At 72.5% G+C, this 21502-nt stretch carries 20 protein-coding genes and 1 pseudogene; 11 read left to right on the plus strand and 10 right to left on the minus strand.

The window, feature by feature from the left end; genetic code table 11:
- The first annotated feature begins 7 nt into the window (after nucleotides 1-7).
- A complete protein-coding gene (locus ACPT94_RS12355) occupies nucleotides 8-1999 on the plus strand; it encodes a GMC family oxidoreductase (RefSeq protein ID WP_425245824.1) in 1992 nt (663 codons plus the stop codon).
- Entirely contained in the window at nucleotides 1996-3120 is a 1125-nt protein-coding gene (locus ACPT94_RS12360; protein WP_360334114.1) for a ferritin-like domain-containing protein, read from the plus strand. Before ACPT94_RS12355 ends, ACPT94_RS12360 begins: the two co-directional genes overlap by 4 nt.
- Nucleotides 3121-3167: 47 nt before the next feature.
- Here the strand turns inward: ACPT94_RS12360 and ACPT94_RS12365 are convergent, their stop codons facing one another.
- Nucleotides 3168-4085 (minus strand): aminoglycoside phosphotransferase family protein, encoded by a 918-nt coding sequence (locus ACPT94_RS12365; RefSeq protein WP_425245825.1) that lies wholly within the window; start codon nucleotides 4083-4085, stop codon nucleotides 3168-3170.
- Here ACPT94_RS12365 and ACPT94_RS12370 point away from each other — a divergent pair.
- Together ACPT94_RS12370 and ACPT94_RS12375 are read left to right on the plus strand one after the other, a co-directional pair.
- Nucleotides 4084-4746, plus strand: a complete 663-nt coding sequence (locus tag ACPT94_RS12370; RefSeq protein WP_425245826.1) for a rhomboid-like protein — start codon at nucleotides 4084-4086, stop codon at nucleotides 4744-4746. The two genes, ACPT94_RS12365 and ACPT94_RS12370, sit on opposite strands and share 2 nt — an antisense overlap.
- Before the next feature lie 9 nt (nucleotides 4747-4755).
- Nucleotides 4756-6174, plus strand: coding sequence for an NAD(P)/FAD-dependent oxidoreductase (locus tag ACPT94_RS12375; RefSeq protein WP_425245827.1), 1419 nt, complete (start codon nucleotides 4756-4758; stop codon nucleotides 6172-6174).
- Between the two features lie 30 nt (nucleotides 6175-6204).
- Here the strand turns inward: ACPT94_RS12375 and ACPT94_RS12380 are convergent.
- The 3 genes and pseudogenes from ACPT94_RS12380 to ACPT94_RS12390 all read right to left on the minus strand — a co-directional run.
- Nucleotides 6205-6459 (minus strand): annotated as a pseudogene (locus ACPT94_RS12380) (MFS transporter); the annotation flags it as partial.
- A gap of 65 nt (nucleotides 6460-6524) precedes the next feature.
- Entirely contained in the window at nucleotides 6525-7505 is a 981-nt protein-coding gene (locus ACPT94_RS12385) for a zinc-binding dehydrogenase (protein ID WP_360334123.1), read from the minus strand.
- 52 nt (nucleotides 7506-7557) lie between these two features.
- Nucleotides 7558-8769 carry an NAD(P)-binding protein gene (locus tag ACPT94_RS12390; RefSeq protein WP_360334126.1) on the minus strand — a complete coding sequence of 404 codons (1212 nt, stop codon included), beginning with the start codon at nucleotides 8767-8769 and terminating at the stop codon, nucleotides 7558-7560.
- Between the two features lie 124 nt (nucleotides 8770-8893).
- Here ACPT94_RS12390 and ACPT94_RS12395 point away from each other — a divergent pair, with 124 nt between their 5' ends.
- Both ACPT94_RS12395 and ACPT94_RS12400 read left to right on the plus strand, forming a co-directional pair.
- Nucleotides 8894-9625 (plus strand): pentapeptide repeat-containing protein, encoded by a 732-nt coding sequence (locus ACPT94_RS12395; RefSeq protein WP_425245828.1) that lies wholly within the window; start codon nucleotides 8894-8896, stop codon nucleotides 9623-9625.
- Nucleotides 9626-9627: 2 nt separating this feature from the next.
- Nucleotides 9628-10281, plus strand: a complete 654-nt coding sequence (locus ACPT94_RS12400; RefSeq protein WP_425245829.1) for a hypothetical protein — start codon at nucleotides 9628-9630, stop codon at nucleotides 10279-10281.
- Between the two features lie 133 nt (nucleotides 10282-10414).
- Here ACPT94_RS12400 and ACPT94_RS12405 read toward each other — a convergent pair whose 3' ends face one another.
- Nucleotides 10415-10915: a hypothetical protein gene (locus ACPT94_RS12405; RefSeq protein ID WP_360334702.1), complete on the minus strand. Its 501-nt coding sequence runs from the start codon at nucleotides 10913-10915 to the stop codon at nucleotides 10415-10417.
- 58 nt (nucleotides 10916-10973) lie between these two features.
- Here ACPT94_RS12405 and ACPT94_RS12410 point away from each other — a divergent pair, with 58 nt between their 5' ends.
- Nucleotides 10974-12380, plus strand: coding sequence for a M1 family metallopeptidase (locus ACPT94_RS12410; protein WP_425245830.1), 1407 nt, complete (start codon nucleotides 10974-10976; stop codon nucleotides 12378-12380).
- A gap of 139 nt (nucleotides 12381-12519) precedes the next feature.
- Here the strand turns inward: ACPT94_RS12410 and ACPT94_RS12415 are convergent, their stop codons facing one another.
- On the minus strand, nucleotides 12520-13095 hold the full coding sequence (locus ACPT94_RS12415) for a TerD family protein (RefSeq protein WP_360334138.1): 576 nt from the start codon (nucleotides 13093-13095) through the stop codon (nucleotides 12520-12522).
- 202 nt (nucleotides 13096-13297) lie between these two features.
- On the opposite strand from ACPT94_RS12415, the gene arfB reads away from it, so the two are divergent.
- Nucleotides 13298-13768 (plus strand): alternative ribosome rescue aminoacyl-tRNA hydrolase ArfB, encoded by a 471-nt coding sequence (arfB, locus tag ACPT94_RS12420; RefSeq protein WP_425245831.1) that lies wholly within the window; start codon nucleotides 13298-13300, stop codon nucleotides 13766-13768.
- Nucleotides 13769-13846: 78 nt separating this feature from the next.
- Complete coding sequence (locus ACPT94_RS12425) at nucleotides 13847-14701, plus strand: sigma-70 family RNA polymerase sigma factor (protein WP_360334144.1); 855 nt, start codon at nucleotides 13847-13849, stop codon at nucleotides 14699-14701.
- 34 nt (nucleotides 14702-14735) lie between these two features.
- On the opposite strand, the gene ACPT94_RS12430 is transcribed toward ACPT94_RS12425, so the two are convergent.
- Both ACPT94_RS12430 and ACPT94_RS12435 read right to left on the minus strand, forming a co-directional pair.
- Nucleotides 14736-15245, minus strand: a complete 510-nt coding sequence (locus ACPT94_RS12430) for a GNAT family N-acetyltransferase (RefSeq protein ID WP_425245832.1) — start codon at nucleotides 15243-15245, stop codon at nucleotides 14736-14738.
- Between the two features lie 48 nt (nucleotides 15246-15293).
- Nucleotides 15294-15812 carry a flavin reductase family protein gene (locus tag ACPT94_RS12435; protein ID WP_360334150.1) on the minus strand — a complete coding sequence of 173 codons (519 nt, stop codon included), beginning with the start codon at nucleotides 15810-15812 and terminating at the stop codon, nucleotides 15294-15296.
- 573 nt (nucleotides 15813-16385) lie between these two features.
- Between ACPT94_RS12435 and cdgB the strand changes: the two genes are divergently transcribed.
- The gene (gene cdgB / locus ACPT94_RS12440) at nucleotides 16386-18065 is read left to right on the plus strand and encodes a diguanylate cyclase CdgB (protein WP_360334153.1); all 1680 of its coding nucleotides are present in this window, start codon (nucleotides 16386-16388) and stop codon (nucleotides 18063-18065) included.
- 143 nt (nucleotides 18066-18208) lie between these two features.
- Nucleotides 18209-19165 carry a CBM35 domain-containing protein gene (locus ACPT94_RS12445; protein WP_360334156.1) on the plus strand — a complete coding sequence of 319 codons (957 nt, stop codon included), beginning with the start codon at nucleotides 18209-18211 and terminating at the stop codon, nucleotides 19163-19165.
- Between the two features lie 49 nt (nucleotides 19166-19214).
- On the opposite strand, the gene ACPT94_RS12450 is transcribed toward ACPT94_RS12445, so the two are convergent.
- Both ACPT94_RS12450 and nagA read right to left on the minus strand, forming a co-directional pair.
- Entirely contained in the window at nucleotides 19215-20144 is a 930-nt protein-coding gene (locus tag ACPT94_RS12450; RefSeq protein ID WP_360334159.1) for a 1-phosphofructokinase family hexose kinase, read from the minus strand.
- Between the two features lie 152 nt (nucleotides 20145-20296).
- Nucleotides 20297-21427, minus strand: coding sequence for an N-acetylglucosamine-6-phosphate deacetylase (gene nagA, locus ACPT94_RS12455; protein WP_360334705.1), 1131 nt, complete (start codon nucleotides 21425-21427; stop codon nucleotides 20297-20299).
- Between the last annotated feature and the right edge of the window lie 75 nt (nucleotides 21428-21502).

The raw sequence follows: 21502 nt of genomic DNA on the forward strand, positions 1-21502 counted from the left end.
AGGCGCCATGAGCAACGAGCACTTCGACCTGGTGATCGTCGGCGGGGGCATCGCCGCGGCCACGGTCGCCAAGACGGTCGTGGAGAAGGCCGCGGCCGAGTACCCGGCCCGGCATCCGCGCATCCTGATCCTGGAGGCCGGCCGGGCCACGGCGATGAGCGCCGACAAGTACGACACCTATGTGCAGGCCTACCAGGAGGCGCTGGTCAAGGTCCCCAACTCGCCCTATCCGGCGAGCGGTTCGGCGCCGCAGCCGGACGTGCTGGACATCCGCAGGCCGGTCATGGAGGGGCGGCACACCAGGATGCCCGCCGACCAGGGGTACTTCGTCCAGATGGGGCCCCTGCCCTTCGGCAGCGACTACGCCCGCTCCCTCGGCGGCACCACCCTGCACTGGCTGGGCACCTGCCTGCGCATGCTGCCCCACGACTTCCGGATGTACTCGACCTACAGACGGGGCGTGGACTGGCCGCTGACCTACGAGGAGCTGAAGCCGTACTACGAGCGGGCCGAGTGGGACGTCATCGGCGTCGCGGCGGACGTCGCCGACCAGTGCTACCCCGGCTTCGTCGACAACCCCGCGGAGTTCTTCGAGGCCGCCGACACCGTGCGGTTCCCCGGCGGGGTCTACAGCTTCCCCATGGAGCGCGTCCCCTCCAGCTATCTCGACCAGTACCTGGCCAAGCTGGCCGACGGCATGACGATCGGTCTGAAGGGCAGGGACGGCACCGTCCACGACTTCACGGTCCGGATCAGCAACACCCCGTCCGCCCGCAACTCCACCCCGACCACACCGACGTACGAGGTCGTCGGCGCGGTCGGCAACGCCGACCGGGGGCAGCGCTGCGAGGGCAACTCCAGCTGCATCCCGATCTGCCCCGCCCAGGCCAAGTACAGCGCGCTGAAGACCCTGTACGAGCTGATCGTCCGTTACCCCGACCGGGAGCCGGGGCAGGGCGAGCAGGTCAGGGCGCGGATCGCCGTACGCAGCCAGTGCGTCGTCACGCAGGTGCTGCACACCCAGCGGCCGGGCGAGACCGGGACGGTCACCGGGCTGCGGTACAAGACGTACTACGACGACGGCAACACGCCGTCGGAGCACACGGTGACCGCCGGGACGTACGTCCTCGCCGCCAACGCCGTCGAGAACGCCACCCTGTTGCTCGCCTCGGGCGCCGCCAACAACAGCGACCAGGTCGGCCGCAACCTGATGGACCATCCGCTGCTGCTCACCTGGGGGCTGCTCCAGGAGAACGCCGGCGCGTTCCGCGGGCCGGGCTCCACCTCCGGCATCCCCGTTTTCCGCGACGGCCCCTTCCGCGGGGAACGCACCGCCTTCCGCGTCGAGATCGGCAACTGGGGCTGGAACTTCCCCGAGAACGCGCCGTACGACACCGTCCACGACCTGGTCGGCGGCGGCCGGGACGGCAGGGCGCGGCTCTACGGCAAGGAGCTGCGCGACAGGCTCGGCGAGATCCTGCCCCGGCAGTTCCGGCTCGCCTGGGAGCTGGAACAGGACCCGCAGCCCACCAACCGGGTCACCGTCGACGACCGCTACCGGGACGCGCTGGGCAAGCACCGCCCGGTCCTGCACTACGACCTCTCCGAGTACGTGCGCGCCTCCCTGCCCTGGGCGGCGGAGGCCGGCAAGCAGTTCTTCCGGCGGCTCGGCGTCGACGAGACGCAGCGGCGCCCGATCTACGAGCCCGGCGACTACACGCACTACGACCCGCACGACGCCTCGGCCGTGGAGTACGAGGGCGTGACGTACTGGGTGCGCGGCGCGGGCCATGTCGCCGGCACGCACCGGATGGGCGACGACCCGAGGTCCTCCGTCGTCGACAGCCACCAGCACAGCCACGACCTGGACAACCTCTACGTCGTCGGCTGCGGCAGCATGCCGACGCTGGGCACCTCCAACCCGACGCTCACCATGACCGCGCTGGCCATCCGCACCGGCGACCGGATCGCCCAGGAACTGAAGGGAGCGGGCCGGTGACCCAGCCCACCCCGATCTCCACGCTCACGGACCTCAGGGCCGCCCTGCAGCTGGCCATCGGCGTGGAGCTCAGCACCATCCCCGTCTACCTGACCGCCCTCTACTCCATCGAGGAGGGCCGCAACACCGAAGCGGCGCAGACGATCCGCAGCGTGGTCATGGAGGAGATGCTCCACATGACCCTCGCGGCGAACGTCCTCAACGCCCTGGGGGAGGTGCCGAGCGTCGAACCCGTCACCTTCCAGGGCCACGAGGGGCTCGGCCCGATCCCCGACTACCCGCTGGACAGCCCCCTGATCTCCGGCATCGGCACGCTCGGGCTGCTGCCGTTCTCCCCGCGGGCCGTGGACGGATTCATCCGCATCGAGCACCCGCTGCACGGCGCGGCCGACGTCGACGAGATCGCGGCCGGCGCGTGCGGCTACCGCACCATCGGCGAGTTCTACGGCGCGGTCGTCCTGGCCCTGAAGGACCCCGCGATCTGCCCCGACTCGGCCTTCCAGCACCGCAACCAGGTGCCGGACACCCAGTACTACGGCGGCGCCGGCCATGTCGTGGAGGTACGCGACCGGGCCTCCGCGCTGCAGGCGGTCAGGACGATCGTCGACGAGGGGGAGGGACTGCCCCCGGAACACCTGGAGCAGGAGGCCAAGAAGGTCACCACCGAGGACAGGCTCCGCTCCGGCTGGCAGATGTACTCCCACTACGCCCGCTTCCGCGAGCTGCGGACCGGCCGCCGCTTCCGCACCGGCCAACTGGCCCACGAGGAGCCCGAGGGCGCCCTGCTGCTGGTCGACTACGGCGCCGTCCACCCGACGCTGCACGTGCCGCGCAACGGCGACCGGGCGGACGGACCGGAGGACGCCGCGCTGATCGAGTTCGACCTGGCGTACTCCGGGCTCGTCGACGGCCTGTACCGCGCGTTCTCGGGCGAGCCGGAGGCGCTGCCGCGGGCCGTGCACACCATGCACGAGCTGCGCCACCGGGCCGTCGCCCTGATGCGTACGCCGGTCCCCGGGGATCCGGCGCACACGCTGTGCCCGCGCTTCTCCTACCTGCCGCTCGGCGACCGGGAGAAGCAGGCCCGGCAGGCGGCGGAGCTGAGGGAGCGGAGCCGGTAGGTCAGCGGTCGGGCAGGCGGCGGAGCTGACGGAGCGGAGCCGGTGGGTCAGCGGTCGCGCAGGCGGCGGGCGATCCGTAGGTCGTCCGCCGGCGGCGGGCCGCCGTCCTCGATCTCCCACAGGGCGTTCTGCAGCACCCGGCCGAGCGTCCAGGCGCGGGCCCGCTCCCGGTCCAGCCCCAGCACCTCGGTCATCGCGTCGAAGCGCCAGTCGACGTCGGCCGGGTCGAAGCGGTTGTCCAGCGCGGGCCAGAGCTCGAAGCCGGGGTCGCCGGCGAGCGGCTTGGGGTCGATGGCGAGCCAGGGGGCGCGGTCGGCGGCGAGGACGTTCTCGAAGTGCAGGTCCCAGTGCAGGAGGCGGTCGCCGCTCTCGTCCACCACCTCACGGACGGCGGCCGCGCAGTCGGCGATCAGCCGGCGGTCGGCCGGGTCCGCGACGCGCTCCAGCGCCCGGGGAGTGTCGTCGAGCATGGCTCGTGCGATGTCGTCGAGCCGCCGCAGGCCCGGCGGGGCCGGGACGGCCGTCAGACGGGCCAGGAGACGGGCGATGACCAGGACCGCCTCATGGGTGTCCGGGACGTGGGAGAGCATGCGCGCCGGATCGAGGCGTTCGAGGAGCATCGTGCCCGTCGCCGCGTCGTGCCGCAGCAGCCGTACGGCAGGGTCGCCGTCCCAGAGCCGCAGGGCGACCGGCTCGCCCGCGCTCTCCTCGTCCAGGAGTTGCAGCTTCAGCACGGCCCGGGTCCCGTCGGCGGCGGTGACCGGCAGGACGAGCGCGCTCACGCCGTGCATCGAGGGCCCGTCGATCCGCAGCTCCCAGCGCCGCAGGAACTCCGCCGCGAGCCCCGGCAGCGCGGCGATGAACGCCCGCCCCGCCGCACCGTTGGCCCGTGCCTGCGCCGCCGCCAGCCCGCCCGGAATGTCGATCACGCCGGGGACGATACTGGCGTGCGTGAATCGGCTCATGCGATTTACCCGGGTCCCGCGCGCGGTGTGGGCGTACGTCCGCAGCGCCCCCGGCACCTATGTGTGGCTGGGCGTCCTGTTCGTCACCACCGTCGCCCTGCACCACATGTCGCCGGAGTTCGAGCGGGAGTTCCTGCGGCAGCGGTCCACCAATCTGCACGAGCTGTCGCAGCACCCGGTGCGGGCGCTCGTCGCGAGCGCGATGTGGATCGACGGCGGCTACTGGGTGCCGTACGCGGTGCTGTACTCCGTCTTCCACGCGCAGGCCGAGCGCTGGCTGGGGACCGCGCGGTGGCTGGTGGTGTGCGTGGCGGCGCATGTGCTGGCGACGCTGGTCAGCGAGGGGGCGCTGGCGAAGGCCATCCATGACGGGATCGCGCCGTGGTCGGCGGTCGACACGCTGGACTTCGGGGTGAGTTACGCGCTGGCCGGGGTGGTCGCGGTGCTGACGTACCGGATCCGGACGCCCTGGCGGTACGCGTATCTGGCGGCCGTGCTGGCGGTGTACGTGTGGCCGCTGACGGCCGGGCCGACCTTCACCGACGTCGGGCACTTCGTGTCCGTGCTGATCGGGCTGGGCTGTTACCCGCTGGTCAGGGGCGTGCAAGGGCGGAAAGAACGACGAAATCCGAAGGAGACAGCACCCGTCCCACCGGGTTAGCGTCCGGCCATGAACAGCTCGGCAAACGGTGCCGTGAACGGTGTCGTCAACGGCGGGATCTCCTACTGGTACGCGGACGACGGCCTCCCGGCGGTTCGGGAGCCGCTCGCCGGTGACGCCTCCGCGGACGTCGTGATCGTCGGCGGCGGCTACACGGGCCTGTGGACCGCGTACTACCTGAAGAAGGCCGCGCCCTCCCTGCGGATCACCATCCTGGAGCAGAGGTTCTGCGGATACGGTGCCTCCGGGCGCAACGGCGGCTGGCTGTACAACGGCATCGCGGGCCGCGACCGCTACGCCGGGCTGCACGGCCGGGAGGCCGCCGTACGGCTGCAGCGGGCGATGAACGAGACGGTCGACGAGGTCGTGCGGGTGACGCGGGCCGAGGGCATCGAAGCCGACGTCCACCAGGGCGGGGTCCTCGAAGTCGCCCGTACACCCGCCCAGTTGGCCCGGCTGAAGGACTTCCACGCGCACGAGCTGGCGTACGGGGAGAAGGACCGCGAGCTGTACGGGGCCCGGGAGACCGCCGCGCGGATCCGGGTGGCGGGGGCCGTCGGGTCGAGCTGGACCCCGCACGGGGCGCGCGTGCACCCCGTGAAGCTGCTGAAGGGGCTGGCGGCGGTCGTCGAGGCCCTGGGGGTGGACGTGTACGAGTCGACCCCGGTGACGGAGATCCTCGTCGGGCGGGCCGTGACGCCGTACGGGACCGTGCGGGCGCCGTACGTGCTGCGCTGCACCGAGGGGTTCACGGCCGCGCTGAAGGGCGAGAGGCGGACCTGGCTGCCCATGAACTCCTCGATGATCGCCACCGAGCCGCTCACGGACGAGCAGTGGGCGGCCGTCGGCTGGGAGGGCCGGGAGGCGCTCGGCGACATGGCGCACGCCTACATGTACGCCCAGCGCACCGCCGACGGGCGGATCGCGCTCGGCGGGCGCGGGGTGCCGTACCGCTTCGGCTCGCGCACGGACAACGACGGGCGCACGCAGCCCGAGACCGTCGAGGCGCTGCGCGAGATCCTGGTCGGGTTCTTCCCCGCGCTCGCCGGGGTGCGCGTCGAGCACGCCTGGTCCGGGGTGCTGGGCGTGCCGCGCGACTGGTGCGCCACGGTCACCCTGGACCGGGCCACGGGCCTCGGCTGGGCGGGCGGTTACGTCGGCTCCGGCGTCGCCACCGCCAATCTGGCCGGCCGCACGCTGTGCGACCTCGTCCGGCTGGACTCCGGGCAGGGCGGGAACACCGAGCTGACCGTGCTGCCGTGGGTCGGCCACAAGGTCCGCAGGTGGGAGCCGGAGCCGCTGCGCTGGCTGGGCGTGCAGGGCATGTACGCGACCTATCGGACCGCCGACCGGCGCGAGACCGAGACCCACAGCGCCGGGTCGTCCCGGCTGGCACGGATCGCGGACCGGGTGGCCGGCCGGCACTGAGGCTCGGGCGGCGATGACGACGGCGCGTCAGCGGCCCACCAGGTCGGCGATCCGGCCGCCGAGCAGGAGCAGGCCGCCGAAGGCCGGTGAGTAGGCCGTGCAGGCCGTGATCGCCCATCGGCGGTTGCCGTCCGACATGCCCAGCTCGCGCTGCGCGGAGGGCAGCGCGATGTCCACGACCCTGGAGTCGAGGACGACCATGAGCTGGGCGAGGGCGATGAAGGCAGGGCTCCATCTGCGGCGGGGGCGGGTCCCGCCGGGGGTTCCTCCGCCCCCTTCGCCCATCCGGCCGGAAGGCCATGAAACCGGCGGGCCTGCATCCCGGTCCGTGGGCGACCGGTCATGGTCCGTCAGGGCTCCAGGACCACCTTGCCGGTCGTTCCGCGTGTCTCCAGCGCCCGGTGGGCGGCGGCCGCCTCGGTCAGCGGGAAGCGCTGTACGGCCGGGGTGAGACGGCCGGCGGCGGCCTCGGCGAGGGCGCGCAGTTCCAGCGTGCGGATGGGGTTGTCGCCGCCCGCCTTCCGCATCATCACCGGACCCAGGACCTGCTCGGAGACGCCCTCGACGAGGTAGGCGCTGCCGTCGTGCAGGCCCTCGCCCGACCAGCCGAAGACGATGTGCCGGCCGCCCGGGCCGAGCAGGGCGGTGGTCTCGCGGGCGACGTCGCCGCCGACGCCGTCGAAGACGACGGTGGCCGGCCGGCCACCGAGGTGGGCGCGGACCTTCTGCGGCCAGGACGGTTCCGTGTAGTCGACGGCGAGGTCGGCGCCGTTCGCCCGCACGCGCGCCACCTTCTCCGGGCCGCCCGCCAGACCGACGACGGTGGCGCCCGCGTTCTTGGCGTACTGCACGAGCAGCGTGCCGATGCCGCCCGCGGCGGCCGGGACGAGCACCACGGAGTCGGGGCCCAGCTCGGCGAACTGCACGATCCCCATCGCCGTACGGCCCGTGCCGATCATGGCGACGGCCTGGGCGGCGTCGAGGTTCGGCGGGATCTCGTGGACGCGGGCGACGTCGGTGACGGCCAGTTCGGCGTAGCCGCCCGGGGCGAAGCCGAGGTGGGCGACGACCCGCTTGCCGAGCCAGGCCTCGTCGACGCCCTCGCCGAGGGACTCGACGACGCCGGCGACCTCGCGGCCGGGGACGGTCGGCAGGACGGGCAGCTCGGGCAGCGGGCCCCGCATCCCCTCGCGCAGGGCGGTGTCCAGCAGGTGCACCCCGGCGGCCTCGACGGCGACACGGACCTGGCCGGGGGCCGGCCGCGGGTCCTCGACCTCCTCGTGGACGAGGTTCTCGGCCGGGCCGAAGGCGTGCAGACGGACGGCGTGCATGGCGGGTCCCCCCAGATGTGTCCCGTGGCTTCAGTGACCCCACCCTGCGACCTCAAGCGCGCTTGAGGTCAAGGGCGTTCCGGCCGAGGGCGAGGGACACGGCCGTCAGGGCGCTGTTGAAGGAGACCTCCGAGAGCACCCCGGGCGCGGCCACCTGGTCGCCGGCCAGGTACACGCCGTCGCCGCGGTCCACGGCCGGGCGGTCCCGCCAGCTCGTGCCGGGCAGGTCGACCGCGCCCGTACGGCCCGCCGCGACGGCCTCGCGCCGCCAGGTGACGCGCTCGCGCCAGCCGGGGAAGCCCAGGTCGAGGAGCTGTTCGGCGCGGGCGACGCCCTCGGCCTTCGACTCGTGCGGCGCGATCGGGATCTGGCCCTGGATCAGCTGCTCGCCGGCCGGGGCGAGCGTGCGGTCCTGCGCGGTGAACCGTTCGAGCCAGCCGGGGGCGTCCAGGTCGGAGACGGCGAAGGCGTCACTGGTGGGGATCCCCCCGATCGAGCGAAGCCGAGAGCGGGGGAGGCCGCGGACGGCCAGGTCGATCAGGGTCGTACGGCCGCTCGGCCAGGTCAGTGAGTCGTCCTTCAGCAGACGGCGGGCGGCGTCGAGGGAGGTGGCGACGATGACGGGGGTGTCGGTGGGGAGCGTGTCGACGCGGGACAGGGTCTCCATCCGGACGCCCAGGTTCCATGCCCGCGCCGCCATCCGGTCGACGAGGGCACCCCAGCCGCCGCGCGGGTAGTGCGCCTCCGGCGGCAGCTTGGTGGCGCGGCGCAGGCGTTCCTGTACGAAGGCGGCTGACAGGGCGCCGGGGTCGTGGTGGAAGAGGGCGACGGCGGAGTAGTGGGCGGCGGCGCGGGCGCCCTCCTCGCCGGCCAGGTCGGTCGCCCAGGTCAGGAAGTCGACGTCCACGGGCGCGCGGCGGGCGCCGGGGCGCAGCAGCTTGAGCATCGCGAAGGGCGGGGTGCGGCGCAGCACGCCCCGGTGGCGCAGCCGGAGCCGGGCGGCCTCCAGGGGCGGGAGCGGGGCGAGCGGCCCGATGAGGTCGCGCTGCCTGAGCCAGGTCCAGTGCGGGCCGCCGTTGTAGAGGGCGTGCGGGCCCTCGTTCGTCCGGTACGGGCCGTCCGCCGTCCGGGCCCGTCCGCCGAGGGTGTGGTGGGCCTCGTGGAGGGTGACCCGGGCGCCCGCCTCGGCGGCGGCGAGCGCGGCGGTGAGGCCGGCGAAGCCGCCACCGATGACGGTGAGAGTGGTGCGGTGCGGGTGGGGCATGGCGGGGATCTCCTTCGACGACGACTGTCTTCGCCAGTGGGACCGGCCGAGGGCCTCGGTTTGTGACATGGGGGTGTTCGCGCAGGTCAGCGGGATTGTCAGTGGTGGGGTGCAGCATGGGGGCATGGCGAGGACAGGCACGGGTGGGACCAGTGGGACCGGCGGCACCGGCAGGGCGGGCAGGTCCGGCGGCCCTGCCGGGAGCAGGGTGAAGGGCGCGCGGCGGCCGGAGGTGCGGCTGCCGGCGCTGGAGGCGTACGAGGGCGAGGAGGTGGAGCCCGACGGGGACTACGACGCGGTGGAGTTCGCGGGGACGGACCTCGCCGGGCAGGACGGCGCGGGCGCCCGCTTCATGGACTGCGCGCTGACGGGCTGCGCGCTGGACGGGACCCGGCTGTCCCATGCCCGCCTCCTCGACTCGGTCCTCGCCGGCATCAGAGGCGTCGGCACCGATCTGGCCGAGTCGACCCTGCGGGACGTCGAGATCGTCGACGCCCGCCTGGGCGGGACCCAGCTGCACGGCGCCGTCCTGGAGCGCGTCCTGGTCCGCGGCGGCAAGATCGACTTTCTGAACCTGCGCCAGGCTCGGCTGCGGGACGTCGTCTTCGAGGGCTGCGTCCTGGTCGAGCCCGACTTCGGGGGCGCCCGCCTGGAGCGGGTCGAGTTCGTCGACTGCGCCCTGAAGTCGGCCGACTTCACCGCGGCGACACTCACGGACGTGGACCTGCGCGGCGCGACGGAACTGGCCCTCGCGGGCGGCCTGGACCGCCTGTCGGGCGCGGTGATCAGCACGGCTCAACTACTGGATCTGGCGCCGGTGCTGGCGGCGGAGCTGGGGATCAGGGTGGAGGACTGAGGGTGGGGACTTTCTACGGGAACGTGCTGGTGGCGCGGCGGTGCGAGGAGGTGGTGCCGTTGCTGGAGGGCGCGGACATCAGGGGGTACGCGCTGCCGGTGGGGCCGGCGCACACGGTGATCTGTCCGGATCCGGACACCACGGCACCGGACCTGGCGGCGCCGCTGAGCAAGCTGCTCGGGGCGCCGACGGTGGGGACGTACCTGTTCGACTCGGACGTGCTCGTGATGCTCGTCTTCGAGGACGGCGCGCTCCGGCTCGACTACGACTCCTGCCCCGGCTACTTCGACGATCCGGGGCTCGACGAGAACGGCAACGCCCCGGCCCTCGAGGAGGAGTACGAGTTCCCCGAGCCGGTGGGCGTGGACCCCGACGCCTTCCTGCCCTTCGCCGCAGGCCCTGTGGACCGCGCGGCACTGGAGTCCGCCTTGCGCGGCATACCCCTGGACCCCGAGGACGGGGAGGACGGCCGCTATGTGTTCGCCAACGCCCAGCACTACGACGTGATGGACTGCCTGGGCCTGAACGCATCCCGGCTGACCACGGGCTATCGCTATCTGTCCTGGGGTGACATGCCGTACGAGACGTCGGTCGAGGAGGTGCTGCTGCTCGGCGGCGCACGCCCGCCGTCGTCGCCACGCGGGACCGAGGGCTGAGGACGCTCAGGGCTCGGGGCTCCGAGGGGCGTGGGCTCCGAGGGGCGTGGGCTCTGTGAGGCGAGGGCTCCGAGGGGCGTGGGCTCTGAGAGGCGAGGGCTCCGAGGGGCGAGGCGGGGCCGGTCCGGGCCGCTCACCGCACCCGGGGGAACCGTGCCTGGAGGGTCCAGATCGCCGGGTTCTCGCCCAGGTCCTCGTGCAGGTCGACCAGGTCGGCGATCAGGTCGTGCAGGAAGTCGCGGGACTCGCGGCGCAGTTCGGCGTGGGAGAAGGTCAGCGGGGGTTCCTCGGCCGGCATCCAGTCGGCCTCGATGTCCACCCAGCCGAAGCGGCGCTCGAAGAGCATGCGGTCGGTGGACTCGGTGAAGTCCAGCTCCGCGTACTGGGGGCGGGAGGCGCGGGAGCCCGCCGGATCCTGGTCGATCCGCTCCACGATGTCGCACAGCGCCCACGCGAAGTCGAGCACCGGCACCCATCCCCAGGCTGTGGACAACTCCCGGTCCGCCTTGGTGTCGGCGAGGTAGACGTCCCCGCAGAACAGGTCGTGCCGCAGCGCGTGGACGTCCGCGCGGCGGTAGTCGGTCTGCGGGGGATCGGGGAAGCGGTTGGAGAGGGCGTAGCCGATGTCGAGCACGTAGGCGATGGTGTCACGCCCCCGCCCGACCCGGGACTCGGCACATAGGATCACTGACATGTCCAGATCCGCACGCCTTGTCCGGAGCGCCGCCCCCTGGGCACTCGCCCTCACCCTCGCCCTGACCGCGTGCGACGGAGGCGGAGCACAGGACGACACCGGCAGCGCGGGCGCCGGGGACCCCTACTTCCCGAAGGCGGGCAACGGCGGCTACGACGTCCGCCACTACGCCCTGAACCTCGCCTACGACCCCGCCGGCCGCCGCCTCTCCGGCACCGCCCGCATCACCGCCCGCGCCACGCAGCCGCTCTCCGCCTTCGACCTCGACCTGCGGGGCATGGAGGTCGAGAAGGTCACCGTCGAAGGCGGCCCGGCCCGCTTCAGCCGGGACGGCCAGGAACTGACCGTCCGCCCGGAGGACCGCCTCGACGAGGGCGAGACCTTCGAGGTGACCGTGCGCTACGCGGGCCGCCCCGAGACGGTCACCGATCCGGACGGCTCGAAGGAGGGCTGGCTGCGCACCGAGGACGGCGCGCTCGCCCTCGGCGAGCCGACCGGCTCCATGGCGTGGTTCCCCGGCAACCACCACCCCTCCGACAAGGCGTCGTACGACATCGCCGTCACCGTGCCGAAGGGCCTGACGGCGGTCTCCAACGGCGAGTTGACGACCGAGCGAACCACCGGCGGCCGCACCACCTACACCTGGCACACCGCCGAGCCCGTGTCGAGCCACGTCGCCACCCTCGCCGTCGGCCGCTACGACGTCACCCGGTCCACCACCGAGGACGGCCTGCCCGTGTACGTGGCCACCGACCCCACGCAGACAGCCGCGGCCCGCACGTCGCTCGCCCGGCTCCCCGAGATCATGGAGTGGGCCGAGTACAACTTCGGCCCGTACCCCTTCTCCTCCACCGGCGCCATCGTCGAGCGCCCGGACGACGCCGGCTACGCCCTGGAGACCCAGAACCGCCCCGTCTTCCCCGGCGCCCCCGACAGCGGGCTGCTCGTCCACGAGATCGCCCACCAGTGGTTCGGCAACTCCGTCACACCGCGGACCTGGCAGGACATGTGGCTCAACGAGGGCTTCGCCACCTACGCCGAGTGGCTCTGGAGGGAGGACGAGGGCGGTACCACCGCCGAGGAGACCTTCAAGGCCCTCTACACCCACGGCGAGGACACCTACGAGGACCTCTGGTCCTTCCCGCCCGCCAAGCAGCCGAGCGCCGCGCACGTCTCCGACGAGCCGGTCTACCAGCGCGGCGCGATGGTCGTCCACAAGCTCCGCCAGACCCTCGGCGACGACGCCTTCTACGACCTCGTCCAGGGCTGGACCGCCACCCACCGCCACGGCAACGCCGACACCGACGACTTCACGGAGTACGTCGAGCAGCAGGCACCGGAGAAGGACTTCGAGCCGATCTGGCGGGACTGGCTGTACGGGGAGGGGAAGCCGGAGCGCCCGTGAGCGAGGTCGACCGCCCGAGGCCGACCGCCCGAGGCCGACCGTCCGACGGTGCGCGGCGCTCAGGCTGCCCGCGAGGGCAGCACTGCCCCGTGCCAGGACATCCCGGCACGGGGCAGCACGGGCTCTCGGAGCCGGAAACTCAGACGTTGACGCCGAAGTCCTGGGCGATGCCGACGAGGCCCGAGGCGTAGCCCTGGCCGACGGCGCGGAACTTCCACTCCGCGCCGTTGCGGTAGAGCTCGCCGAAGACCATGGCCGTTTCGGTGGCCGCGTCCTCCGAGAGGTCGTAGCGGGCGATCTCGGCGCCGCCGGCCTGGTTGATGATGCGGATGTAGGCGTTGCGGACCTGGCCGAAGTTCTGCGAGCGGTTCTCCGCGTCGTAGATGGAGACCGGGAAGACGATCTTGTCGATGTCGGCCGGGAGGGCCGCCAGGTTGACGTTGATGGCCTCGTCGTCGCCCGCGCCCTCGCCCGTGCGGTTGTCGCCGGTGTGGACGATCGAGTTGTCCGGGGTCTGCTTGTTGTTGAAGAAGACGAAGTGGGCGTCCGAGTAGACCTTGCCCTGCTGGTTGACCGCGATCGCGGAGGCGTCGAGGTCGAAGTCCGTGCCGGTGGTGGTGCGGACGTCCCAGCCGAGGCCCACGGTGACGGCGGTCAGGCCCGGAGCCTCCTTGGTGAGCGAGACGTTGCCACCCTTGGACAGGCTTACAGCCATGGTTGGGAGTCCTTTCCCTCGGTGCGTAGAGGCTTCGTGCGCCACGAAGCTACAGCTATCCCTATGAACGCGGCCGAGGGTGTCCAAGGTTCCCCGTGTCTTTACTTTCTTTACCTCGGACGGGCTCGCCGGGGCGCCGCCGGTGGGCCGCACGGTGCGTCGTCGGATATTCGGGTGACGTGGACCGGTCAGGGGCGGGAACATGTACGGCATGTCCGGTCCCTTTCGGGGGTCTGGGGGCCCGGCCCCCAGACAACTCAGTATCCGCGGCTCCGTCTCGCTCCCCGAGGCCGAGCTCATGTGGCGTTTCTCGCGGTCGTCGGGGCCCGGCGGGCAGCACGTCAACACCAGCGACTCGCAGGTGGAGCTCCGCTTCGACCTGGCCCGCACCGAGGCGCTGCCCGAGGTGTGGAAGGCGCGGGCGCTGGAGCGGCTCGCCGGGCGTCTCGTCGACGGCGTCATCACCGTCCGCGCCTCCGAGCACCGCTCCCAGTGGCGCAACCGTGAGACCGCCGCCGTACGCCTCGCCGCGCTTCTCGCCGAGGCGACGGCACCCCCGCCGAAGCCCCGCCGGCCCACGCGTATCCCGCGCGGGATCAACGAGCGCCGGCTGCGGGAGAAGAAGCAGCGGTCGGAGACCAAGCGAGGGCGCTCCGGACGGGACTGGGGCTGAGCTCCGGGGCGTCACATTTCCTTCCGCCCGTTCGTCATCCCCTTGACGGCGACCCACCGCGACCGAGGGGCGTGACCCATGCCGATAGGCGAGCACGACTACGACGACTTCCTGGCCGAGTCCTTCGAGGCGCACCGCGGCCATCTGCGCGCCGTGGCGCACCGGATGCTCGGTTCCGCCGCCGAGGCCGAGGACGCCGTGCAGGAGGCGTGGGTACGGCTCAGCCGGCACGACGCGGAGCGGATCGACAACCTCGGGGGCTGGCTGACGACGGTGGTCGGCCGGGTCTGCCTGGACATGCTGCGCTCGCGCCGCTCCCGTGCCGAGGAACCCCTGGAGAGCTGGACCCCGGCGCCCGCCGCCGACCCCGACCCCGCCCAGAACGCCCTGCTCGCCGACTCGGTGGGCGCCGCCCTGCTGGTCGTCCTCGACACCCTCACGCCCGCCGAACGGCTGGCCTTCGTCCTGCACGACCTGTTCGCGGTGCCGTTCGAGGAGATCGCCGGCATCGTCGGCAGGACCCCGGCCGCCACCCGGCAGCTCGCCAGCCGGGCCCGGCGCCGGGTGCGCGGCGCCGACGAACCCCACGCCGACCTGGCCCGGCAGCGGGCGGTCGTCGACGCCTTCCTGGCCGCCGCCCGGGAGGGCGACCTCGACGGACTGCTGGACGTCCTCGACCCGGACGTGGAGGCCCGCAGCGAGGCCGGGGTCACCGTGGGCGCGGCGGCGGTGGCGGCCGGCGCGAGCAGCTTCTCCCATCTCGCCCTCGTCGCCCGCCCCGCCCTCGTGGACGGCGCGACCGGCCTGGCGGTGATCGGCGACGGGCGGGTCGAACGGGCGCTGGCCTTCACGGTCGTACACGGTCGGATCGTTGCGATCGACATCGTGACGGACCCCGACCGGTTGGCGGAGGTGAAGGTGGAGTTGGTCTAGTCCGGTGGCGGTTCGGGGTGTTCGCGGGGCGCCGTCAGTCCAGCGCCAGCATCCCGACCGTCTCCCCCTCGCTCCGCTCCCCGGTGTCGCGGAAGCCCAGGCCCAGGTAGAAGCCCTCGGGGCCGTGTTCGCCGGGGTGCCAGGTGACGTACAGCTCCTTGCCGCCGCGGCGGCGGATCTCCGTGGCGACGGACTCGACGGCGAAGCGGCCGTAGCCGCGGCCCTGTTCGCCCGCGGCGATGTTCAGGCGCCACAGGCCGGAGCGGAAGAGGGTGCCGTCGAGGTTCCAGTCGATGTCCAGGAAGGCCATGAGGAAGCCGACGGGCCGTTCGCCGTCGACGATCAGGCGCGGCCAGGCGACGCCGGGATGGACGTATGCCTCGGCGAGGGACTTCACCACGGGGGAGACCGCGAATTCCTGCTCGGGGCGGACTCGAATGGCGAGCGCGGCCTCGACATTCGCGCGCGTGATTTCTTCGAGCCTGAGGGAAGTCCCCGAAGCGCCCGAAGTCCTTGGTGCCGTCGCCGGTGTGGGTGTCGTCATTCGGGCACCGTAGGACGGGAGTTCAGTACGGGACCACTGAATTCCCGTTCAGCCCAACTGCCGGTAACGGCCCTTGAAATAGACCAGCGGGCCGCCTTCCGCGCTCGGCACCCGGGCGCTGAGCACCCGGCCGATCACAAGGGTGTGGTCGCCCGCCTCCACCCGCTGCTCGGTGCGGCACTCCAGCGTGGCGAGGGCGCCGCCGACCAGGGGCGCGCCGGTGGTCTCGCCGCGGGTGTACGGGATGTCCTCGAAGAGGAGGCGGTCGCTGAGGCGGCCCTTCATCGCGAAGCGGCCGGCGATGTGGCGCTGGCTCTCCGCCAGCACCGAGACCGCCCACAGGGGTTGCTCGTCCAGCAGGTCGTCCATGCGGGCGCCCGTGCGCAGACTGACCAGCACCAAGGGTGGGTCGAGGGAGACGGACAGGAACGCCGTCGCCGTCATGCCGGCGTACTCGCCCTGCGGCGCGCGGGGGTCGTCCGGGTCCAGCGGCGGCTCCTGCGCGGTCACCAGGACCACACCGCCGGCGAGCCGGGACATCGCGGCGCGGAACTCGTCGTTGCTCACCCCCTCAGCATGCCCGGAGGCGGGTGGGGCGACGGGGACGGGGTGAGTCTTGAGCACGTCTGGAGGCACGTCTGCACGCTAGTGTCCGTGCGGTCCGCGGCGCATCGGACCTCCGCCCGAGTGCGGTCGTAGGACCCGGGACGGACCGGAGGCGACCGGGACGGACCGGAGATGATCTCGGGCCGGCCGAAGACCGCCCGGAGACCGACCGCAGACCGACCGCAGACCGCCCGGAGACCGCCCGGAGACCGGCCGGGGAGCGACGGAGACCGGCGGGGGAGCGATTCCCGTACCCTCGGTGGGAGTGCCGGGTTGTCCGGCGGCGGGACGCGTTGTCATACGCCCAGTAAACGCACAGGAAAAACGCAGAAACCCCACTCAATTGTTCACGTTCTTCTGTGACTTGAGTCACAAGGGCCATTAATTGTTGACCCTGTGTACCGAGTGGGCAGCGCGCTGTGATTCAGTGGCGGAGGCGTCACAGGTACACACAACGACAGTCGCAACGACAGAAACGACGTTACGCCGAAGACAACCCTTGATTCGCTGCGAAGTCTCGGGGGGAGGGCGAGCATGGAGACCGAGTCGGAGCCTTACGTCCGCCTTGCGTCCCTGCGACAGCTGCACCAGGTCATGGCCGACATGAACACGGCCCGGAGCCTGGCGGACACACTGCAGACCGTCGCTGACGGCGTGGTCACCGCACTCGGCTACGAGCTGGCGTGCGTCAACCTCGTACGCCCGGACGGCGACCTGGTCGTCGCCGCCTTTTCGGGCAACCCCGCCGCCGAGGCGCTCATCACCGGCCGGGTCGGCTCCCGCGAGTCCTGGGAGCGGCGCCTGCGCATGGGCGAGAACTGGGGCGACCTCGTCTTCATACCGCACACCGAGGGCTGGATCCTCGACGACGACGACGTCCCGCAGTGGTACACCGACGGGCCGGCGCCCCGCTTCGAGGACGAGTGGCACCCGTCCGACCGTCTCTTCGCGCCCATGTACACGCCCGCCGCGCCCGGCGGCGGCTCCTGCGGCGAACTCATCGGCGTCCTGTCCGTGGACCGGCCGCGCAACGGCCGCCGCCCGGGCGCCTGGGGCCGCGAGGCGCTCCAGATGTACGCCTTCCAGGCCGCCATCGCCATCAGCAACGCACGTCTACGCGCGAATATGCAGCGGGCACTGGTCAGGCTCGAACGCGAACAGCAGGCCCTGCGCGCCAGCGAGGAAAGCTTCCGGCAGGCCTTCGAGTACGCCCCCTCCGGCATGGCCATCGCCGAGATGGGCGGCGACCAGCACGGCCGGATCCTGCGCACCAACGACGCCCTGTGCCGCCTCCTCGGCCGCCCCGCCTCCGCGATGCGCCGCTACTCCTTCTCCGACCTCGTCCACCCCGAGGACATAGGCACCCTGCTGCGCACCTCGGCGGAGGGCGGACGGGCGGAGCTTCGCCTCGGCCGCCGCGACGGGACGTACGTCTGGGTGTCCCTGCGCAACTCCGTCGTCGCCGACGCCGCCGACGGCCCCCGCTTCCTCCTCACCCACGTCGAGGACATAGAGGAGCGCAAGCGCCGCGAGCTCCAGCTCGCCCACCGCGCCTCCCACGACTCCCTCACCGGCCTGCCGAACTCCGCCGAGCTGCGCTCCCGCCTCTCCTCCCGGCTCTGTCAGCGCCCGCAGTCCACCCACCCCGCCGCCCTCGACGCCTTCGACTCGCAGGACGCGGCGTACGGCCACCCGGCCGCCTTCGACGCCAACGGCCACGGCTTCGACTACCGGCCCGGCGGCAGCGAGGCGTACGACGCCTACGACCACCATGTGCACACCGTCGCCCCCGAGGACGTCGGCCGCGACGACGGCGCCAAGGGGCTCGCGGTCCTCTTCTGCGACCTCGACGGCTTCAAGTCGATCAACGACCGGTTCGGGCACAACGCCGGCGACGCGGTCCTCATCGAGGTCGCCCGGCGGCTCTCGCGCGGTGTCCGCGACGGCGACACCGTCGCCCGGCTCGGCGGTGACGAGTTCGTGATCCTCGCCGACGGCCTCGGCCGCGCCGACGCCCAGGACCTCGCCGTACGGCTGCGCAACGAGATCATCCAGCCGATCCGCGCCGAAGGCCGGGCCGTCCGCGTGGGCGCCAGCTTCGGCATCGGCTGGGCCCACTGCGGGATGACCGCCGACGAGGTCCTCAAGTCCGCCGACGAGCGGATGTACGTCGAGAAACGATCCCGTCCCAAACAGCACAGACGAGCGGGCTGATCCGCAGGTCAAGGGCGTGTTCGGGGTGCGTGTGCGATCCGAGTCACCCGTTTGGGCCCTGTGGAGCGGGTAGGCTCGCTCTTCTCCGCACGTATACACACGCGTAGGCATCCACCCCGCACTTGTTGAGGAGTACGAAAGGGATGACGCCCGGCAACAACGGCGCGAGTACGCCCGAGGACGACGACCCGTTCGGCTACCTCTACGCCGACGGCCAGGCCAACGGGGCCCAGCCGCCCTCCGGTGGCTACGGCTACCCCAACTCGGTCAGCCGCGTGCGCGCCGTCGGCGAGCGCCGCCAGTACGGCCAGCAGCCGCCGCCGCAGCAGCAGACCGCGCAGTACGGGCAGGCGACGTCCCCCCAGGGTGCGTACGGCCAGCCGAACGCGACCTACGCCGCGCCCGAGACCTTCCCCGGCGGCGGTGGCCCCACGACGGGCCGCCAGCAGCCCGCCGGCGGCGGCCGGGGCCGCGGCCCCAACACCAAGGGCCTGCTGATCGGCGCGGTCGCGGTCGTCGCCGCCGTCGTGATCGGCATCGCGGTGGCGATGGCGAACGGCAACTCCGACGACGACAAGAAGAACCAGAGCGGCAACCAGGCCTCCACCGCGCCCACCGCCTCCGCGAGCGCCTCGCCCAGCGAGTCCAGCAGCGGCGACCCGAGCGACGAGGCCGAGCTGCCGAAGAACGACGCCAAGGCGCTGCGGCTGGGCGGCACGGCCACGCTGGCCTCGGACGTCAAGGGCGCCAAAGCAGCGGGCGGCGTGTACGTGACCGGTTTCAATCAGGTCGGCGCCTCGGTCACCTGGACTGTCGACAGCATCCCCAAGACGGGGAAGTACACCCTGTACGTCGGCTACGGGGTGCCCGGAAAGGACGCCAACGCCACTGTCACGATCAACGGGACGGCCCAGACCCGACCGCTCAACATGGCGAACTTCGCAAAGGCGCCGGCGGGTGACTACTCGAAGGGCTGGACGTCCACATGGTCCAACATCCAGCTGACCAAGGGCACTAACACCATCAAGATCTCCTGCGAGCAGGGAAACTCCTGCGACGCCAACATCGACCAACTGTGGCTGTTGGACGGCTGGAAGTAAGAGAACAGCGGCTACCGCTCACCCTGGAGAAGGGTGGCGGAAGGGGGCCTCACGCCGCGCTGGCCTCCCCCGTCACGGCCACCCGCCCCAGCAGCTCCTCATAGGCGGCCCGGTCGAACTCGCCGGCCGCCGGGGACAGGACCGTCGCCGCGGACAGGGCGACCGCGTGGGCCAGGGTCTGGGGCCAGGGGAGACGGTCGACCAGGCCGGACAGCAGGCCGGCGGACGCGGAGTCGCCGGCGCCGGTCGGGTTGCCGCTCAGGCGGGCGGGCGGGGTGGCCCGCCAGCGCCCCTCCGGGGTCGCCGCGATCAGGCCCTCGGGGCCCAGGGAGGCCACCACGGAGCGGGCGCCGCGCCGGCGGGCGTCCTGGGTGGCGCGCAACGGCTCGTGGGAGCCGGTGAGTTCGGCCAGTTCGTCGGCGTTCGGCTTGATCAGGTCCGGTCGGGCGGCGACCGCCCGGCGCAGCGGTTCGCCGCTGGTGTCCAGCAGGACGGGTGTCCCCGCGGCGCGCGCGGTGCGGACCAGGCCCGCGTACGCGCCCACCGGCACGCCCGGCGGCAGGCTGCCGCACAGGGCCACCGCCTGCGCGCCGGCCAGCAGACCCTCGTACGCCTCCTGGAAGGCGGACCACTCGGCGGGGGTGATGACGGGGCCCGGCTCGTTCAACCGGGTGGTGTCGCCGGTGCGTTCGTCGACGACGGCGACCGTGCGGCGGGTGGTGCCGGTGACGGGTATGAGCCCGTCGGTCACGCCGGTGAGACCTACCAGGCCGTCCCGGACGACGCGGCCGGTGGCGCCGCCCGCGAAGCCGGTGACCGTGACCTCGTGGCCGAGGGCGGCCAGGACGCGCGCCACGTTCAGCCCCTTGCCGCCGGGCCGTTCCGTCACATCGGTCACCCGGTGCTCGGCGTGCGGGCGCAGGGCCGGGACGCGGTAGGTGATGTCGAGAGCGGTGTTCAGCGTGACGGTGAGGATCACCTCGGCCGACCTCCCCCGCGTGCTGGTGTTCGCCTGCTGTTCTTCGTTCCCGGGTTTCGGCGTTTCCGTGTTTCCGGGGGGTCGATCATGCCAAAGAGACGGCGGTCGGCCCAGTCCCAGGGTCGGCCACCGTCTCTCTACGAGCGGACGATTCACGCCAGTTGTGGATCGACCACCCAATCCCCGCGCCGCATCACGCCCTTCAGGTCGAAGTTCTCGTCCAGCAGGACCAGGTCGGCGTCCTTGCCGGGCTCCAGGGAACCCACGCGGTCGTCCATGCCCAGCAGCCGGGCCGGGTTGGCGGACAGCGCCGCGACCACGTCCTCGACCGGGAGGCGGTCGACGGTCACCGCCCGTCTGAAGGCGCGGTCCATGGTGAGCGTGGACCCCGCGATCGAGCCGCCCTCCACCAGACGGGCCACCCCCTCGCTGACCTCGACCTCCAGCGGGCCGAGCATGTAGCGGCCGTCGCCGATACCGGCCGCGTCCATCGCGTCCGTGATGAACGCGACGCGGTTCGCGCCCGCGTGCCGGAACGCCAGCTCCAGGGCGGCGGGATGCAGGTGGGCGCCGTCGTTGATCAGCTCGACCGTGATCCGCTCGTCCTCCAGGAGCGCGGCGATCGGGCCGGGGGAGCGGTGGCCGAGGGCGGGCATCGCGTTGAAGAGGTGGGTGGCGACCGTCGCGCCCGCCTCGATCGCCTCGACGGTCTGCTCGTACGTGGCGTCCGTGTGGCCCACGGCCGCGATCACCCCGTGCTCGACCAGCAGCCGTACGGAGTCGATGCCGCCCGGCAGTTCCGTGGCCAGCGTGACCATCTTCGCCCTGCCGCGCGCCGCGTCGATCAGCTTGCGCACCTCCGCCGGGTCCGGGTCGCGCAGCAGCTCCTCGGAGTGCGCGCCCTTGCGGCACGGCGAGATGAACGGGCCCTCGAAGTGGATCCCGGCGAGGTCGCCCTGCTCGGCCAGCTCGGACAGCAGTCCGGCCTGCTGGACCAGGAAATCCATGTCGTCGGTGACGGTGGAGGCGACGAGGGTGGTGGTGCCGTGGCGGCGGTGGGCGTGGATGGCTTTCTGCACGTCGTCGGCCGTGCCGGAGAAGGAGGCTCCGCCACCGCCGTGGTTGTGGATGTCCACGAAGCCGGGCACTACGTGGTAGGTGCCGGGGAGGTCGATGACCTGGGCGTTCTCCGGTGTGGTGCCGGAGATTCGGGTGCCGTCCACGGTGAGTCGCGCGCCCTTGGCGATACCTGTGGGGAGGACCACTTGAGCGCCGGACAGCACCAGGGGGGCCCCGCGCGTCGCGGGGTGCCGGCTCGTCGTGGTTTCTCGCGCTCCGGGGCGGAGCCGCACATCGGC

This window comes from Streptomyces aurantiaciflavus (assembly GCF_049808595.1).
GTDB lineage: Bacteria > Actinomycetota > Actinomycetes > Streptomycetales > Streptomycetaceae > Streptomyces.